This window comes from Natrinema sp. H-ect1, from assembly GCF_041821105.1.
GTDB classification, from domain to species: Archaea; Halobacteriota; Halobacteria; order Halobacteriales; family Natrialbaceae; genus Natrinema; species Natrinema thermotolerans.
Map to the genome: position 1 here is coordinate 435,262 of NZ_JBGUBA010000003.1, position 16,353 is coordinate 451,614.

The window sequence follows — 16,353 nt, forward strand, 5'->3', positions numbered from 1 at the left end:
CCCTCCTCAACGAGCGAGCGGGGCCATCCCCTCGAGCGGAGCAGTGGAAGGCAGTTACTCCGTGATGCCCATCGTCTTCGCGATCGTGTTGAGCTGGATCTCGTCGGTTCCCTCGACGATCCGCAGGATCCGCGCCTGGTGGACCAGATCCATGTAGGGGCTCTCCTCGGCCAGCCCGTTTGCGCCGTTGACCTGCACCGCCGCATCGGCGACTTCCCAAAGGACGTTCGTGGCGAACCACTTCAGCACCGACGAGTCCATGATCGTCCGCTCGTTCTGGGCCATCTTCCAGGCAAGTTTCAGTCCCGCCGCGTCGGCCGCGTAGGTCTTCGCCTTCCCCTTCGCGAGCTTCGCGGAGACCTGCTGGAAGTTCCCGATCGGCTCGCCGAAGGCCTCGCGCTCAGTGACGTACTCGCCGGCCTCTTCGAGCAGGTACTCGCTGTACCCCACGGCTTCGGCACCCAGCTCGAGTCGCCCGAGCGAGAGGAACTCCATCGCGGCGTAGAAGGCCTCGTCGACTTCGCCGAGGACGCGGTCCTCGGGGACGCGAACGCCGTCGAGAACGATTTCGGCCTGTGACCCCTCCGCGCCGACGGCGTTGTTGTACGACCCGATCTCGTACTCGTCTTCCTCGACGATGAAGCAGGTGATACCGCCGTAGCGACCGACCTCTTCCTGTGGCGTGGTCCGGGCGAAGAGTTGGACGAAGTCGGCGTAGGGCGCGTTGGTGATCCACTGCTTGCGCCCGTTGATGAGCCACTCGTCGCCGTCTCTCTCCGCGGTGGTTTCCATATTCGGCGAATCCGATCCCACGCCGGGCTCTGTCTGGCCGAACGCCGTCGACTTCTCGCCGCGGACCACGGGCTCGAGATATTTCTCGCGTTGGTCGCCCTCGGCCTGTAACAGCAGTGGCTTCGGTCCCTCGGGGCCGGCGAGGACGTACCGCTCGAGGCCGCCGCCGTGGCTGGCGAGGCGTTTCTTCGCCCGATACCAGGTGACCGGTGAGATGCCGTCGCCGCCCGCGTCCTCGGGCAGGTTCATCGCGTAGAACCCCGCCTCGGCCGACTTCCGCCTGATCTCCTCGCGGGCCGCGAGCAACTCGTCGGTCCACCGGCCGTTCTCGTGGTGGCCCTTTCGGGGGTTGGTGTAGGTGTCGCCCAACTCCTCGACGATCGGCTCGACCTCCCGCTCGATGAACTCGTCGATGCTCTCGAGGATCAGTTCGGTCTCGTCGTCGGTGTCGAAACTCACGCCGTCTGTGATGTTTGCTACCATGTGAAATATCGATGGGATCGCTTACTGCTGTGGTGCCTGTTCGTCGTCTTCAGCCTCGAGGACCACGTCGAACTGGTCTCGGAGCGTCTTCTTGTCGAATTTGCCGGTCGAGGTCTTCGGAATCTCGTCGACGATCTCGTAGACGTCGGGCAACCACCACGAGGGGAACGTCTCGGCGAGGTGGGCCTCGAGGTCGTCCGCGTCGACGCTCGCACCGTCTCTCGGCACCACGACCGCCATGGGCCGCTCCTGCCAACGCTCGTGGTCGACGGCGATGACCGTCGCCTCGCTGACGGCCTCGTGGCCGATCAGTTCGTTCTCGAGTTGGACCGAGGAGATCCACTCGCCGCCGGACTTGATGACGTCCTTGTCGCGGTCGACGACGTCGATGTACCCCATCTCGTCGCGGGTGGCGATGTCGCCGGTCCGCAGGTAGCCGTCGTCCGTAAAGGCCTGCTCGTTCTCCTCGGGCCGATTGTGGTAGCCGTCGGTCACCCACGGGCTGCGGACCTGCAGTTCGCCCATCGTCTCCCCGTCGGCGGGGACCTCCTCGCCGTCGTCGTCGATCACCCGGGTCTGCATCCCCGGGACGGGGATACCGGCCTTCGCGCGGTACTCGTATTGCTCGTCGCTGGGCAGTGCCGCCGTCTCCTTCCGGAGCGTACTGAGCGTGCCAAGCGGCGAAGTCTCGGTCATCCCCCAGCCCTGGAGGATCGGCGCGTCGTACTCCTCGTCGTACTTCCGGATGAGCGACTCCGGTGGCGCCGACCCGCCGACCGTCAGCCGGTCGATGTTCGAGATGTCGACCTCGGGGTTCTCGTCCAAGAACTCCGCCATCTCGAGCCAGATCGTCGGTACGGCCGCGGAGAAGGTCACGCCCTCCTCGTCGATCAGCCGGGCGATCGTCTCGGGATCGGTGTGGACCGAGGGAAAGACCTGCTTTGCTCCCACGAGCGTCGCGCCGTAGGGGAGCCCCCAGCCGTTGGCGTGGAACATCGGCACGACGGGGAGAATCGTGTCGCGCTCGCCGATTCCGTTGGCGTCGACGTGGCCGCCCATGATGCTGTGGAGGTACATCGCCCGGTGGGAGTAGGCGACGCCCTTGGGCAGCCCCGTCGTTCCCGAGGTGTGACACATGCCGTACTCCGCGTCCTCGTCGATGTCCGGCCACTCGTAGTCGGTCGGCTGGCCCTCGAGCAGCGACTCGTAGTCGGTCACCGGCTCGAGGTCAGTCTCGGGGACCTCGTCGTCGAGGACGACGTACTGCTCGACGGTATCGAGGTCGTCGGCGTTGGCTTCGACCTTCTCGATGAGGCCGGGATCGACGAAGATCACGCGGTCTTCGGCGTCGTCGATCGTGTGGACGAAGTGGTGATCGGGCAGCCGCATGTTGCACATGTGAATCGACCGTCCCGAACACGCCGGCCCGAAGTACAGTTCGTAGTGGCGGTAGTGGTTCGTCGCGACGACGCCGACCCGATCGCCCCGGTCGAGTCCGAGGTCGTCGAGCGCGTGCGCGAGCTGATTGATCCGGTCGTACGCGTCGCCGTACGTGTACCGATGGACGCTCCCGTCGGGCAGTTTCGTCACCAACTCCCGATCGGGGTAGAGGTCGACCGCCCGCTCGAGTACCTTGTCAAGTGTTAACTGGACACCCATCATGGTCGTCGCCACTATTCTGTCCAGTACCTTATGATTTGGGGCGAGACGGCGGTTGCGCCGTCGACGCGGCGATTAACGGATCGCACCGCGGTCGCGAAGCGCGGCACGTTCGTCCGCGTCGTATCCCGCGGCGGCGAGCAGTTCGTCCGTATGCTCGCCGTGGCCGGGGACCGATTCGTCGCGGCCCTCGGGGGCGTTCGACCCCAGCGCCGGGAACCCGACCCGTGGCGGCGCGTCGTCGGGCCGTTCGACCAGCCCGCGGGCCTCGAGTTGCGGATGCTCGAGCGCCTCGGCGGGCGTACAGACCGGCCCGGTCATCGTCTCGTCGCTCAGTTCGTCGAGCCAGTCGTCCCGCGTGCGGGTCGCGAACAGGGTCTCGAGTTCCTCGCGGACGGCTTCGAGTTCGGCCGGATCGTCCGTTCCGTGTAGGTCCGTCAGGTCCTCGCGGCCGACCTCCTCGCAGAAGGCCGTCCAGAACTTCGGCTCGAGGGCCGCCAGCGTCAGATAGCGGCCGTCGGCGGTCTCGTAGACGTCGTACCAGGGGAACTGGCCAGTAAGCGCCGTTTCACCCGGTCGAGGATTGTCGCCGGTCAGCGCCTCGTGACTGATCGCCTGCGAGAAGGAGGCGACCACGTCGGTCATGGCCACGTCGACGTACTCGCCGCCGTTGCCGAGTTCCCGCGAGAGGAGCCCGCCGACGATCGAAAACGCCGCGAACAGCCCGCCACCGAGGTCGCCGATCTGATAGCCCGGGATCTGTGGGGCCATTTCCTCGTCTTCCCGGGTCATATCGAGTAAGCCGGCCACCCCGACGTAGTTGAGGTCGTGGCCCGCGCGCTCGGCGTAGGGTCCGGTCCCCCCGTAGCCCGACAGCGAGCAGTAGACCAGGTCCTCGTTGTACGCGACGAGCGTCTCGTAGTCGATCTCGAGTCGGTCGGCGACGCCGGGCCGGAACTGTTCGAAGACGACGTCGGCCTCGGCGACGAGGTCGTAAAACGCCTCGCGGCCGCCCCCCGATTTCAGGTCGAGCGCGACGCTGCGTTTGCCGCGGTTGACGCTGTCGAACAGTGCGCCGACGTCACGCTCCGTCGTCGGCGGCGTATAGCGGGCGTAGTCGCCCGCATCCGTGTCCTCGACCTTGATCACGTCGGCACCCGCGTCGGCGAGCAGTTGCGTCGCGTACGGGCCCGGCAACAGGCGCGACAGGTCGAGTATTCGAACGGAATCGAGCTGCATGGTACCACGTCCCGATCCGGTCCCAAAAGTCTACTGTCGGCGGTCGGTCAGGGCTGTGGCCCCGCAGCCGTGATCGGCGCGAATCGCTCAGTCGTCGCCCTCGAGTGCCACCAGGTCGTCGACGTCCGGAATGTCGGCCGCGGCGTCGGTGATCTGTTGCATCCGGTCGGTGTGTTTCTCGATCGCGTACTCGGCCAGTTCGCCGGACTCGAGGCCGCGGCGATCCGCGGGGTCGTCGGGCTGGAACCGCTCGTCCTCGGTGATCCCCTGGACGAGCGGGAGCAGCTCCTCGACGGTCTCCTCGATGAGGTGGGGGTCGACCCCCTCGGCGATGAGCTTCTTGAGCTGGTTCATCCCGAAGCCGACGTGGCGGCCCTCGTCGCTGCGGATCTTGGTAAAGCCCTGGACGAGCCCCGGCAGGTGCGGCAGCCCCTCGAACTCGCCGCCGTAGGAGGTCTGCATCCCGTAATAGCCCGTCTGTGCAAGGATCCCCTCCACGGTGAGATGGTAATGACAGTACGCTTTCGCCCTGTTTTCGGGTGTGTCCTCCTCGAGCAGTCGGAACTGCGCTTTCCGATTGCGGTCGAACAGCTCGATGTAGGGGTCGTTGAACCACCGCTCGTGGCGCGGGTTCGATCGCTCCCAGCCCAGTTCGTCCTCGACCGTCCAGATGACCTCTCGCCAGTAGCGATCGAAGAAGTCCGCGTGCTTGGCCTCCTCGTACAGTTGGGTCGTCAGGAACAGCTGGTCGTCGATGTCGTCGAGGACGGCCCCCAACGGCGCGAGATCCTCGGTGACGGCGTCTTCCCCCGCGCCGAACTTCGCGATGCCGTTGAGGGTGCCATACCACGACTCTCGGTCGTAGCCGTCCGTCTCCTCCATGAACGCGAGTAAGTTCTCGACGTCTCGCTCGAGGGCGATCTCGCCGGGGTCCCAGTGGCGCTCGACCGCGTTGCGGTAGTAGCGGTTCGATCGGGACTCCCGGTCCATCATCTCGGTTGGCGTGTACTCAGTTGCCATACCACATACTACTCGTCGCGGCTATTAAATGTGCAGTCCCTGTCACGCGGATCGAGTCCGTCGGGGTACCCGGACGCCGCTCGAGCGGTCAGTCGCCGCCCTCGCCGGCGTCCGCTCGCGGGGTGTCCCCGCTCGCGTCACCCGAGGCGTGGTGTGCCTCGCTCTCTTCGACGCGCTCGTGGCGGTCGAGGGAGGTCATCGTCCGGTAAGTCTCGGCCCGGTCGGTCTTCGCGAGCCGGTAGCGGTAGTAGCCGTAGGCGACGACGAACCAGCCCACGAGGACGACGCCGACGATCGGCCGCTGGAGCAGCGTGACGATCCAGAACGCGCCGGTCGCGACGGCCCCGCCGAGGACCGCGAGGAGGAGCCCCCGGTATCGCCGGAGTCGGAACGGGGCGTTGGCGTAGTGGGCGGGGAACTCCCGGGGCAGGTTCCAGAGCCCGATCGCACAGAAGAAGTACGCGGTGAGGCTGGCCAGGCCGATGAACACCGAGAGCCCCACGATCTCGTCCGCGATCGGCACGAGTACGAACGGCGGGAGGCCAAGCAGCGCAACGGCGTAGTGGGGCGTCTCGAACCGCGGGTGGATCCGGGCGAGCGACGCCGGGAGGATGCCGTCGCGGCTCGCGCGCATGAGCGTCCGGGAGAATACCAAAAGCGTCGTGTTCACGGTCGTGACGACCGCGAAGACGGCACCGGCGGCGACGACGTACTCGCCCCACCACGGGAGAAATTGCGCGGCAGCCATCGCGAGATCGGCTTCGGCCCCCAGTTCGGTGTAGGGAACGACGCCGACGAGGACGGCGATCAGCGCCACGTAAAACAGGGCGACGATCCCGATGCCCAGCCCCAGCACCAGCGGGATCGTCCGGCCGGGGTTCTCGATCTCTTCGCCCAGTTCGACCAGCAGTCCGAAGCCAAGGAACGGATAGAACAGGGCGACCACTGCGAGCCCGAACGCGCCGTAGTCCGGGAAAAACGGCGCGTAGTTGGCGGCGTCGACCGCGGTCGCACCGGGGACGATAAAGGTCAGGAGCGCGATCACGAGCCCGGCGAAGAAGACGAGTTGGACCTGTGCGACGACCCTGAGCCCGATCAGGTTGACCAGCAGGACGAACGCCAGCAGGACGTAAATCAACGGTGTCGACGGGACGTCGACGAATATCCGGGTGTACTCCGCGAAGCCCGTCGCCGTGATGAGCAAGGACGCCCACGCGACCAGCGGGATGGTAAACGGGACCAGAAAGCCCCAGTACGGCGCAGTCAGACGAGAGATATAGACGTACAGCCCACCGGCGACTGGCATCGCCGACCCGAGCAGGGCGTTGTAGAGGACGACGAACGACGCCGGGATCGCCGCCAGGAGGATCGCTACCACGAGCGACGGGCCCGCGGTCCCCGCCAGCGGCCCCGGCAGGACGAATATCGGCACCGAGATCGCGTTCCCGACCAACAGCGCGAGGACGCCGACGATACCGATGCTTGAGGACAGCGTCGCCGCGTCGGCGTCGCCGGAGGCACTCATTCTGCCGTCGTTCGATCGGCCCGCCGGCGTCGGACGGCGGCGTCGCGGACCCGTCGACCGAGGGCGAACCCGACGACGCCACCGAGAAACGGTGTCACAGCGAGCAGCGCCGGGGCCGTAACCAGCGGGAGGACGATTCCGAGCCCGAGGCCGACCACCAGCCCGCCCTCGGGATACTGCGCCGCGGCGACCTCGCGCTCGACGTCGTCCATCTCCGCCGGCTCGTCGCGGTACTCTCCGATTGCCATGTAATGTCCCACCATACCACGGGTAAAATAGCTTCTGGACGTTGACACCAGCTGAACGTCGGTCGGCGGTGTCGGGACCGCGTCCGCCTCGCAGCGTCGCGTCGCGCCAGCGATCCCGTCGGCGGGTCGGTGAGCGGCTCGAGCCGGCGAACGACACCGGCCTCCACGCACGTTGATAAGAACTAAGTCGGTACCCGTGAAGGTTGGTGCCATGGCACAAAAGAGTGCTGCCGTCGTCGGTGGCGGCATCATGGGCGCCGGTATCGCACAGGTACTCGCACGGAACGGCTACGACGTGACCGTCCGCGAGATCAACGAGGAGTTGGCCGACGAGGCTCGCGAACGCGTGATCTCGGGCAATTACGGGCTCGAGGACGCCGTCGAGGGCGGGTATCTCTCCGCGGACGAGAAAGACGCTGTCCTCGAGCGGATGACGTTCACGACGGATCTCGACGCGGCGACCGACGGGACCGACTTCACGATCGAGGCGGTTACCGAAGACCTGGCGATCAAGGGGCAGGTCTTCCGCGATCTGGACGAGGTCACGGACGATCAGCCGCTGTACTCGAACACGAGCGGGTTCGCCGTCACGTCGATCGCCAACGCCGTTTCCGACCCCTCTCGGGTCGCGGTGACGCACTTTTTCAATCCCGTCGCGGTCATGGACATGGTCGAAATCGTCCAGGCACCGGAGACTGACGAAGCCGTCGTCGAGCGCGCCGAGGAACTGGTCGACGAACTCGGGAAGACGCGGGTCACCATCGACGACGATCCCGGCTCCTACGGCTTCCTCGCCAACCGCTGTCACGCGGCGATGCGCGAGGAGGCCAAGAAGATCGTCGACGAGGGGATCGCCACGGAGGAACAGGTCGACAAGGCGCTCGAGGACGGCTACAACCTCCCCGTTGGCCCGTTCTCGCTGACCGGCATCGGTGAGGAGTGGGACTGACGATCGGTTTCGGTCCCGGACGGACTCGGTCCCATCCAGATCGACGAACCGGTAGCAGTGGCGTGCGCTGTCGATCGGTCGGAGCGGTAGCGACGGCCGATCGATGACCCCGCGCGAGGGATGAGCGAGTGTACCGAGCGAATCGGCTGGGGAGGGTGTGGTTATTCCGTGTAGCCACGATAGCAGCGCACTCTCTCGGTCGAAGATATACAATGACCGGTCGTTAGAATTGACAATCGAGTACGTCCTGCTATCGTGGCAACTAGGGATTCCACGTCCTCCCCAGCCGATTCGCTCACGCCCTTCGGCGCTCGCTCATCCCTCGCACAACGTCGTGTCGCGGTTCGTTCGCCACTCACCGCGACACAGCGCGCGCCACTGCAGATCGTGAACTCAATCCGAAGTGGAACGCCGTCCGTTCGTCCGTTCGTCCGTCGCCGTTACTTCCCGTCGAACTCGGGCTCGCGGTCCTCAGCAAACGCCGCCGCGCCCTCCGCGTGGTCCTCGGTCTTGAGCAGTTCCTGAAAGAGCTGGTTGTCGTAGGCCAGCCCTTCCTCGAGCCCGCTGTGAACTGCCATGTCCGCGGACTTCTTGATCGCCTGGATCGCAAGCGGTGCCTGCCCGGCAAGATCGTCGACGAACGTGTCGACTTCGTCCTCGAACTCGTCGTCGGCGTAGACGTGGTTGACGATGCCTTCCTCGCCCGCCCGTTCCGCGGAAATATGCTCGCCAGTCATCGCGAGTTCCTTCGCGACGGCGGGGCCGGCGATCTTCGTGACGTACTGGACGCCGCCGGCACCGGGCAGGATGCCGAGGTTCACTTCGGGGAAGCCGAACGTACTGCTCTCGCTGGCCAGTCGGAAGTCACAGGCCAGCGCGGTCTCTAAGCCGCCGCCCAGACAGTAGCCATCGATCTTCGCGATGACCGGCGCGGGGAAGTCCCGAATGAAATCGTAGTGGCTCCGGGCCGAGGTGCCGCCGGCCGACGCGTCGGAGAAGCCGCCGATGTCCGCGCCGGCACAGAAGGCCTTCTCGCCGGCCCCCTCGAGGACCACGGCACGTAAGGCGACGCCGTCGGCACCCTCGTTTTGCTCCTCGAGCAGTTCGAGGCCCGCGACGATGTCGTCCCTGAGCTGGGCGCTCAGCGCGTTCAGCGCGTCCGGCCGGTTCATCGTCAGCGTACCGACGCCGCTGTCTTCGTCGAACTCCACTAGGACTGTCTCGAGTGATTCGTCCATGGGTGACGGTCACGGCCACCGATCAAAAAGGTGTCCCGTTTCACACCCCGGCCGGCGGACGACCCCAGTCACTGGCCGGCACGTACCATCCTGCTGTCGTCGCCGTCGGTTCCGGGATCGAGTCCGCGCCGGGAGCGACCGCTCGAGCGCTTGTAGTCGCTGAAAACATACTGAAACTAGTCTTTCGGACTATGGGTGTCGGAGTTACCCGAATACTCGTTCCGATCCGATTGCACAACTGAGAGACGATCCGTCTTTTCCGAACGCGGACGAGGGATCGGCCCGGCAACCCGTTCCCGTCGGACCGATCGATCGGCGAGCGGACCGGCGCTCGGTCAGAACGCCTGCAGGTCCTCGAGGACGGCCTGTGCGCTGCCGTCGTCGATGACGTCACGAGCCCGCTCGAGGCCCGCGTCCAGGCTCTCGACGTCCTGGCGGGCGTACATCCGGAACGCGCCGTTGAGCGCGATGGCGTCGGCGAAGTGGTCCTCGCGGTCGCCGGACAGTACCTCCGCGGTGATCGTCGCGGAATCGACCGCGATGTCGTCGACGGCGAGGTCCTCGCGTTCCATGTCCATCCCGTACTCGGCGGTCTCGATCTCGTAGTCCTCGAGGTCCTCGCCCTCGTCCCACTCCGCGACTTTGGTGTAGCCGGGTCGGATATCGTCGTAGCCTTCCATTCCTTGGAAGAAGATGGCCCGCGAGTAGTCCAGCCGATCGCTCTCGCGGACCAGGTCGATCATCTTCTTCGCGAACGCGAGGTGGTAGAACGACCCCAGGTGGACGTCCGCGTTCGCCGGGTTGGCGACGGTCTCGATCGTGTTGACGAACGTTCGGACGCCCATCTCGTCGCGACGGTCGAAGAGGTCGTCGATGACGGGGTTGAACGCGGGCTGGTAGTAGAAGCCGAAGCCGGTCTCGTCGACCATGTCGGCGCTCTCGCCCGGCTCGAGTTCGGTCCGAACGCCGAGTTCCTCGAGGACGTGTTTGTAGGGGGTCGCCTTCTGGGAGGGAACACGGTCCCCGGAGTGGACGACGACCGGCGTGCCCGCGGCGGCGGCGACGACGCCGGCACCGACGCCGAGGATGGCGGAGGTGTCCTTGCCGTCGTAGTTCGCGCCGCAGTCGACCGGATCTGCTTCGGGTTCGGCGGTCACGACCGACTCCTCGCGCATGACGTCGGTGTAGGCCGCCAGCTCCTCGGGGTTGTTGCGCTTCCAGCGATTCGCCAGCCAGAACGCGCCGAGGGTGGTCTGGTCGGGCTCGCCGGCCAGGATCCGCTGGAAGGCCTCGCGGGCCTGCTCGCGGTCCATGTCGTCGGCCGATTTGGGGCCGGAACCGACTACCTCCGTCATCAGGCGTTTCAACGGCCAATCGCCGAACTCCTGGGATGCCTGCGCCATGGGCGAGGCTTCGGACGGCCACCGCAAAAACCCCGCGTTTCCGGGATTCCCGCGGCCGTCAAACGACGGGTTCGATGTCGCTCGAGCGACGCGGCGCCACGGCGATCGTCCGGCGCTCCCGTCCGCCGAGACGACCCGAAAACGATACGGTCCCCTTCTCCCTAGGACGACCAATGAGTGCCCTGTCGGGGAACTGGCGCGACGCCATCGACGACGTGGACGCGGCGCTGATCGACGGCTATCAGAGCGGGTTCCCGATCGAGGAACGCCCGTTCGACCGCGTCGGTGCCGACCTCGGGATCGACGAGTCCGCCGCGGTCGACCGCGTTCGAGCCCTGCGAGAGGCGGGGATCGCCCGCCGGTTCGGAGCCGTCCTCAACCCGCCCGTGATCGGCTCTTCGACGCTTGCCGCGATCCAGGCCCCCGCGGACCGCTTCGACGAGATCGCGGCGATCGTCAACGAGTACCGGCAGGTCAACCACAACTACGCCCGCGACCACGAGTGGAACATGTGGTTCGTCGTCACCGCCGGCTCCCGCGAGGCCCGTGACGAGATCCTCGCCGAGATCGAGACCCGAACCGGCTGTGACGTGTTGAACCTGCCGATGCTGACCGATTACTACATCGATCTCGAGTTCCCCGTCGTCAACGCCGACCGCTTTGCGCGCGAATCGCTCGAGGCCGGCACCGACTCCTCGGCGACCCGGATCAGCGAGGCGGCGACAGGCGATCTCTCCGCGCTCGAGGCCGACCTCCTGCTCGAGATTCAGGACGGCTTCCCCCTCTCGGCGACGCCGTACCGGGACATCGCCACGGCGCTCGACGCCCCCGTCGACGACGTCCTCGCGGCCGTCGAACGCCTGCTCGCGACCGGCTGTATCAAGCGGATCGGCTGCGTGATCAACCACGTCGCTACGGGCTTCGACGCCAACTGCATGGTCGTCTGGGACGTTCCCGACGAGGACCTCGACGCGTGGGGCGAGCGGGCTGGCGGGTTGCCCTACGTCACCCTCTGCTATCATCGGCCCCGCCGGCCCGAGCAGGACTGGCCGTACAACCTGTTCACGATGATCCACGGCCGCGATCCCGACGCGGTCGACGAGAAGATCGACGAACTCGCCGCCGATTACCTCCCCGTCGACCACGAGCGACTCTACTCAACCGAGACGCTGAAACAGACCGGCGCGCGCTACGACGACCTGCTCGGTACGTAGCCGGGACGACCGCTCTCGTCGGTGTCGACGCCGCTACTCGAGCAAGTCGGGAGGCGGGAAACGTATTTCCCTTCTCGTCGCTTACGAGGGGACACAATGATGGCGACGACCCACGCGCTGCTGGGACTGCTCCTGGCGTTGCCCCTGCTAGCGGTCGCTCCGGACCTCGCGCCGGCCGCGTTCCTCGCGGGACTGGTCGGTGGGGTGGCTCCCGATCTCGACCTCTACACCGGCCATCGGAAGACGCTTCATTACCCCGTGTACGGCTCGATCGCGACGGTGCCGGCAGTCGTCATCGCGGCGCTCGTCCCCACGCCCGTGACGGTCGCGATCGCCGTCGGTCTCGCGGCCGCGGCGCTTCACGCCGTCGCCGACGCAGCCGGGAGCGGCCTCGAGTTGCGGCCCTGGCAGGGGACCTCCGAGCGGGCGGTCTACAGCCACTATCACGGTCGCTGGGTTCGCCCGCGACGGTGGGTCCGATACGACGGCGCTCCCGAGGACCTCTTCGTCGCCGGGGTCGTTGCGGTGCCGCTCGTCATGCTCGGCGACGGCCCCGTGACTGCTCTCGCAGTCGGCCTCGTCGCGGTGTCGGCCGTCTACGTCCTGTTGCGCAAGCCGCTCGCGACCGTCGCCGAGCGACTCGTTCCGTTGCTCCCGGCGGCGGTTCGCCCTTACGTCCCCGCGCGGTATCTGTGACGGGTCGGCACGACTGAACGGTATTTTTATCAGTCAGCGCTCCAACCGATTCCGCAATGAACGGAGAACGGACGGCCGAACGCGGCGTCCGAGCGGCACTCGTCGCCGTCCTCGTCGCGGGCGTACGCCAACGCGATCCGGGTGCGGTCGTCAACGCCATTGTCGCGTTCGCGGCGACCTACACTCCCGACGTCGTCGAACGCGTCTTCGGACTCGAGTTTCGCCCGTGGCAACGCGCGTACGTCGACGGTGCGATGCTTACCCACGCCATCGGCATGCTCGGCCCCTACGACGACGTCTGGTGGTGGGACCACCTGACTCACGCCTATTCGTCGACGCTCGTGGGCAGCGCCGCCTTCGCGGCCGCCCGTCGCCGCGGTGACGATCCCTCCCCGCGCGTCGTCGCCGCCGTCGCCGTCGCCGGCTGCTGCTGGGAACTCCTCGAGTACGTCATCCATGCGACCGCGAACCGGCTCGGTCTCGAACCGGTACTGGTCACCTACGGCAAACGTGACACCGCGCTGGATCTCGTCTTCAATCTCATCGGGGCCGCCGTCGTCCTCTTGCTGGGCGACCACGCCCTCGAGAACTTCGCCCGAGTGCCCGCAACCGACGACTGATCGGCCGCTTCGGAATACGGACTTCGAAGTCGTTCCGGCGGACCGTCTCACTCGAGCGCGTCGGCGACGACTTCGATCGGCGTCGGCGGTTCCTCGGTGGCGTCCGGCCGGTTCTCGAGTTGCGTGCGACAGGACGCGCCGGGAGCGACGACCCGGCCCCCGGGACTGTCCTCGACCTGCTCGTAGAGGATCTCGGCGATGGCGTCGCTCATCGAGGCGTGTTCGGACTCGTAGCCGAAACTGCCGGCCATCCCGCAACAGCCCGAATCGAGCGGATCGACGGCGTAGCCCGCTCGGCGAAGGATGCCGACGGCGTGGTGGTCTTTCGCGACCGACTGCTGGTGGCAGTGGCCGTGATAGACCAAGTCGTCGGTGGCCGCTCGCTCGTCGAAGGCGATCCCCTCGTCCAGTCGGAAGGTGTCGAGGTACTCGCAGACGCCGTACGTACTCCCCGCCAGCCGCTCGGCGGCGTCCGAGCCGAGCAGGTCGAGGTAATCGGACTGGAACATGACCGCGTCGGAGGGCTCGATGACGACCACGTCCCAGCCGTCGGCGACTCGCGGCGCGAGCGCAGTGACGTTCTCCCGGGCCGTCTCTCTGGCTTTCTCGAGGAACCCCTTCGAGAACGCGGGCCGGCCGGTGTCGCCGAGGTCGTCCGGGACCGCGACGTGAACGCCCGCAGCCTCGAGGACGCGGACGGCCGCCTTCCCGGCCTCGGGGTGGCTGTAGTTGGTGTAGGTGTCGGGGTAGAGGATGGCTTTGCGGGTCGCGTTACGCTCGTCGATTCTCGCGCCGCCTCGCTCGTGGAACCAGTCCCGGAACGTCTTCGCGCGGAACGTCGGCAGCGGCCGGTCCGAATCGATCCCGACGACGGCCTCGAGGGCCGTGCGTGCGCCCGGCAGTTTCGGGAGGACGTTCGAGAGCGGCGCGAGCCGGCTCCCCCACTTCGAGAGGGTCGCGACGTTGGCGAAGAGCCGATCGCGCAGCGTCGCGCCGTTTCGCTCGTGGTACTCGTGGGTGACTTCGGCCTTGAGCTTCGCCATGTCGACCTCGCTGGGGCAGTCGATGGCACAGCCCTTGCAGCCGATACAGAGATCCATCACCTCCTCGACGAACTCGTCGGAGACCGCCTCGTCGGGGTCGAGATCGCCGCTCATCGCCCCCCGGAGCGCGTTGGCCCGGCCGCGGGTGGCCGTGATCTCCTCGTGGCTCGCGCGGTAGGTCGGACACATCACGCCGCCGGTCGTCGACTGCTCGCCCCGACAGCCGCCACAGCCGTGACAGAGTTCGACCATCCCCTGCATCCCGTTGTCGGTGTCCCACTCGAGTGTCGGCTCGAAGCCGGCGTCGAACTCGTAGTCGGGATCGAACCGGAGATTCTCCCGGAGGTCGGTCGGTTCCGCCTCGCGGAAGACGACCTGTCCCGGGTTCAGGATCCAATCGGGATCGAACGCCGTCTTGAGGTCCTGAAAGGTCTCCCAGAGGTCGTCGCCGTAGCGCTTGCGATTCCACTGGGTACGGGCGCGGCCGTCGCCGTGTTCGCCCGAGACCGAGCCCCCGAGTTCGACCACGAGGTCCGTCACGTCGTCCGCGATGCCGTGGAGTTGCTCGAGGCCGATCTCGGTCTTCGTGTTCACCAGTGGCCGGACGTGAAGCACGCCGGGCCCGGCGTGGGCGTAGAAGCTCGCGTAGGTGTCGTGGGCCTCGAGGATCGCCTCGAAGCGCTCGACGAACTCGGGGAGCTTCGCCGGCGGGATCGCGGTGTCCTCGATAAACGAGATGTGTTTCGCGTCGGTGGTCCGCGAGAGCAGGATCGGGAGGCCGGACTTCCGGAGCTTCCACAGCTTGGCGCGCTCGGGTGCGTCGTAGGCCTCGAGCGCTGCGAGAGCGGGGGTTTCGGTATCGCTTCTCGGTGCGTCGTCGGCCGGCTCCCCCGCCGGCGTCGCCGACGGGACGCGGTCGGCCAGCAGGCCCGCGACCTGCGCTTTCCCGTGGTCGGCGTCCGCGGCGTAGAACTCCACGAGCAACACGGCGTTGGTCTCTTCGGGGAGGGTCTCGGTAACGGGGCCGAACTCCGCCGTGTCGCGGGCCAGATCGAGCAACACGTCGTCCAATACCTCGACCGCCGCGGGATCGTGTGCGAGGATCGGCTCGACGTCTTCCATCGCCTCGTGGAGGTCACGGTAGCAAAGCAGGGAGACGGCCTTCGTCTCGGGGACCGGCTCGAGCGAGACCGTCGCCTCGGTGATGATCGCCAGCGTACCCTCGCTGCCGGCCAGTAGCCGCGCGAGGTTGACAGTGCCCGGCTCGCCGGTGTCCTCGCCGCCGGGAAGTTCATCGCCGCGGGCCTCGGCGACGAGCCGGTCCAGATTGTACCCCGAGACGTTGCGCTTGAGGTCGGGGTAGGTGTCCGCGATGCGGTCCGCGTCCTCCTCGAGGATCCGCTGGACTTCGGCATAGATCCGGGCCTCGAGGTCGCCGTCGGGGTCGGCCCGCTCGCCGATCTCCTCGCGAGTACTCTCGCCAAAGCGCGTCACGGTGCCGTCCGCGAGGACGGCCTCGACCCCCTCGATGTAGGCGTCGGTCTTGCCGTACTGCAGCGAGTGAGCGCCCGTCGAGTTGTTGCCGATCGCCCCGCCGATCGCGCTCTTGTCGCCCCACGCCGGATCGGGGGCGAACTTGAGATCGTGTGGCTCGAGGGCTTCGTTCAGCGTCCCGAGGATCGTCCCCGGCCGGACCGTCGCGGTCCGGCCCTCGGGATCGATCTCGCGGATCCCGTCCATGTGCCGGGTGAAATCGAGGACGACGGCCCGGTTGACCGTCTGTCCGGCGAGGCTCGTTCCCCCGCCCCGCGGGAGGACCGGGATCTCCCGCGCCTCACAGTACTCGAGGATCCCCGCGACGTCGGCCGTCGACTCCGGGAAGGCGACGGCGATCGGCGTCAGCTCGTAGGCGCTCGCGTCGGTCGCGTACAGTTGCCGGGAGTAGGAGTCGCCCCGCACTTCGCAGTCGACGACGGCCTCGAGGTCCGCGACCAGCGCCGGGCGGTCGACGTCGTCGCTCCGGTAGTCGTAGTTCGCGCGCCGGTCGGCGGCCGGGTCAGCGCTCGGCTCGAGGGACATGCGTTATCCTTCCACAGGCGCGGCTAAAAGCGCCCGCATTGCCGACAGTACTGGGGCTCGCTGGCGTCCGGTCACTCACGAGTCAATGGGAAGCGACCGGACGGCCGCTCTCGAACCGTCCGGCCCGCACGTGGGGGCGAGGTGC

The 16,353-nt window shown here is 67.1% G+C and carries 13 protein-coding genes; 4 read left to right on the forward strand and 9 right to left on the reverse strand.

The features are described from left to right. Positions 1-54 precede the first annotated feature (54 nt). The 6 genes from ACERIM_RS10465 to ACERIM_RS10490 all read right to left on the reverse strand — a co-directional run bounded on the left by ACERIM_RS10465 (position 55) and on the right by ACERIM_RS10490 (position 6,966). Positions 55-1,275: an acyl-CoA dehydrogenase family protein gene (locus ACERIM_RS10465; RefSeq protein ID WP_373632488.1), complete on the reverse strand. Its 1,221-nt coding sequence runs from the start codon at positions 1,273-1,275 to the stop codon at positions 55-57. A 21-nt stretch (positions 1,276-1,296) separates the two neighbouring features. Then, a complete protein-coding gene (locus ACERIM_RS10470) occupies positions 1,297-2,934 on the reverse strand; it encodes a long-chain fatty acid--CoA ligase (RefSeq protein WP_373632490.1) in 1,638 nt (545 codons plus the stop codon). Positions 2,935-3,009: 75 nt separating this feature from the next. Beyond that, entirely contained in the window at positions 3,010-4,173 is a 1,164-nt protein-coding gene (locus ACERIM_RS10475; protein ID WP_373632492.1) for a CaiB/BaiF CoA transferase family protein, read from the reverse strand. Between the two features lie 87 nt (positions 4,174-4,260). Further along, positions 4,261-5,193 (reverse strand): ribonucleoside-diphosphate reductase subunit beta 2, encoded by a 933-nt coding sequence (locus ACERIM_RS10480; RefSeq protein WP_006649861.1) that lies wholly within the window; start codon positions 5,191-5,193, stop codon positions 4,261-4,263. 88 nt (positions 5,194-5,281) lie between these two features. Further along, entirely contained in the window at positions 5,282-6,718 is a 1,437-nt protein-coding gene (locus ACERIM_RS10485; RefSeq protein ID WP_006649862.1) for an APC family permease, read from the reverse strand. Continuing rightward, on the reverse strand, positions 6,715-6,966 hold the full coding sequence (locus tag ACERIM_RS10490) for a hypothetical protein (protein ID WP_006649863.1): 252 nt from the start codon (positions 6,964-6,966) through the stop codon (positions 6,715-6,717). Before ACERIM_RS10490 ends, ACERIM_RS10485 begins: the two co-directional genes overlap by 4 nt. Positions 6,967-7,177: 211 nt before the next feature. On the opposite strand from ACERIM_RS10490, the gene ACERIM_RS10495 reads away from it, so the two are divergent. Beyond that, on the forward strand, positions 7,178-7,915 hold the full coding sequence (locus ACERIM_RS10495; RefSeq protein ID WP_006649864.1) for a 3-hydroxyacyl-CoA dehydrogenase family protein: 738 nt from the start codon (positions 7,178-7,180) through the stop codon (positions 7,913-7,915). A gap of 440 nt (positions 7,916-8,355) precedes the next feature. Here ACERIM_RS10495 and ACERIM_RS10500 read toward each other — a convergent pair whose 3' ends face one another. After that, positions 8,356-9,153: an enoyl-CoA hydratase/isomerase family protein gene (locus ACERIM_RS10500; protein ID WP_373632495.1), complete on the reverse strand. Its 798-nt coding sequence runs from the start codon at positions 9,151-9,153 to the stop codon at positions 8,356-8,358. A gap of 335 nt (positions 9,154-9,488) precedes the next feature. Continuing rightward, entirely contained in the window at positions 9,489-10,556 is a 1,068-nt protein-coding gene (locus tag ACERIM_RS10505) for an anthranilate phosphoribosyltransferase (RefSeq protein ID WP_006649866.1), read from the reverse strand. Positions 10,557-10,729: 173 nt separating this feature from the next. On the opposite strand from ACERIM_RS10505, the gene ACERIM_RS10510 reads away from it, so the two are divergent. The 3 genes from ACERIM_RS10510 to ACERIM_RS10520 all read left to right on the forward strand — a co-directional run bounded on the left by ACERIM_RS10510 (position 10,730) and on the right by ACERIM_RS10520 (position 13,086). Next, the gene (locus ACERIM_RS10510) at positions 10,730-11,770 is read left to right on the forward strand and encodes an Lrp/AsnC family transcriptional regulator (protein WP_006649867.1); all 1,041 of its coding nucleotides are present in this window, start codon (positions 10,730-10,732) and stop codon (positions 11,768-11,770) included. 96 nt (positions 11,771-11,866) lie between these two features. Beyond that, positions 11,867-12,466, forward strand: coding sequence for a metal-dependent hydrolase (locus ACERIM_RS10515; RefSeq protein ID WP_373632497.1), 600 nt, complete (start codon positions 11,867-11,869; stop codon positions 12,464-12,466). Positions 12,467-12,522: 56 nt separating this feature from the next. Further along, positions 12,523-13,086: a hypothetical protein gene (locus tag ACERIM_RS10520; RefSeq protein WP_373632499.1), complete on the forward strand. Its 564-nt coding sequence runs from the start codon at positions 12,523-12,525 to the stop codon at positions 13,084-13,086. A 47-nt stretch (positions 13,087-13,133) separates the two neighbouring features. Here the strand turns inward: ACERIM_RS10520 and ACERIM_RS10525 are convergent, their stop codons facing one another. Further along, positions 13,134-16,208 (reverse strand): FAD-linked oxidase C-terminal domain-containing protein, encoded by a 3,075-nt coding sequence (locus ACERIM_RS10525; RefSeq protein ID WP_373632501.1) that lies wholly within the window; start codon positions 16,206-16,208, stop codon positions 13,134-13,136. Positions 16,209-16,353: the final 145 nt, after the last annotated feature.

Excerpts from the sequence above, each read along its gene's own strand:
- ACERIM_RS10465 (WP_373632488.1), bottom strand. The coding sequence starts at position 1,275 with ATGGTAGCAAACATCACAGACGGCGTGAGTTTCGACACCGACGACGAG.
- ACERIM_RS10470 (WP_373632490.1), bottom strand. The coding sequence starts at position 2,934 with ATGGGTGTCCAGTTAACACTTGACAAGGTACTCGAGCGGGCGGTCGAC.
- ACERIM_RS10475 (WP_373632492.1), bottom strand. The coding sequence starts at position 4,173 with ATGCAGCTCGATTCCGTTCGAATACTCGACCTGTCGCGCCTGTTGCCG.
- ACERIM_RS10480 (WP_006649861.1), bottom strand. The coding sequence starts at position 5,193 with ATGGCAACTGAGTACACGCCAACCGAGATGATGGACCGGGAGTCCCGA.
- ACERIM_RS10485 (WP_006649862.1), bottom strand. The coding sequence starts at position 6,718 with ATGAGTGCCTCCGGCGACGCCGACGCGGCGACGCTGTCCTCAAGCATC.
- ACERIM_RS10490 (WP_006649863.1), bottom strand. The coding sequence starts at position 6,966 with ATGGCAATCGGAGAGTACCGCGACGAGCCGGCGGAGATGGACGACGTC.
- ACERIM_RS10495 (WP_006649864.1), top strand. The coding sequence starts at position 7,178 with ATGGCACAAAAGAGTGCTGCCGTCGTCGGTGGCGGCATCATGGGCGCC.
- ACERIM_RS10500 (WP_373632495.1), bottom strand. The coding sequence starts at position 9,153 with ATGGACGAATCACTCGAGACAGTCCTAGTGGAGTTCGACGAAGACAGC.
- ACERIM_RS10505 (WP_006649866.1), bottom strand. The coding sequence starts at position 10,556 with ATGGCGCAGGCATCCCAGGAGTTCGGCGATTGGCCGTTGAAACGCCTG.
- ACERIM_RS10510 (WP_006649867.1), top strand. The coding sequence starts at position 10,730 with ATGAGTGCCCTGTCGGGGAACTGGCGCGACGCCATCGACGACGTGGAC.
- ACERIM_RS10515 (WP_373632497.1), top strand. The coding sequence starts at position 11,867 with ATGATGGCGACGACCCACGCGCTGCTGGGACTGCTCCTGGCGTTGCCC.
- ACERIM_RS10520 (WP_373632499.1), top strand. The coding sequence starts at position 12,523 with ATGAACGGAGAACGGACGGCCGAACGCGGCGTCCGAGCGGCACTCGTC.
- ACERIM_RS10525 (WP_373632501.1), bottom strand. The coding sequence starts at position 16,208 with ATGTCCCTCGAGCCGAGCGCTGACCCGGCCGCCGACCGGCGCGCGAAC.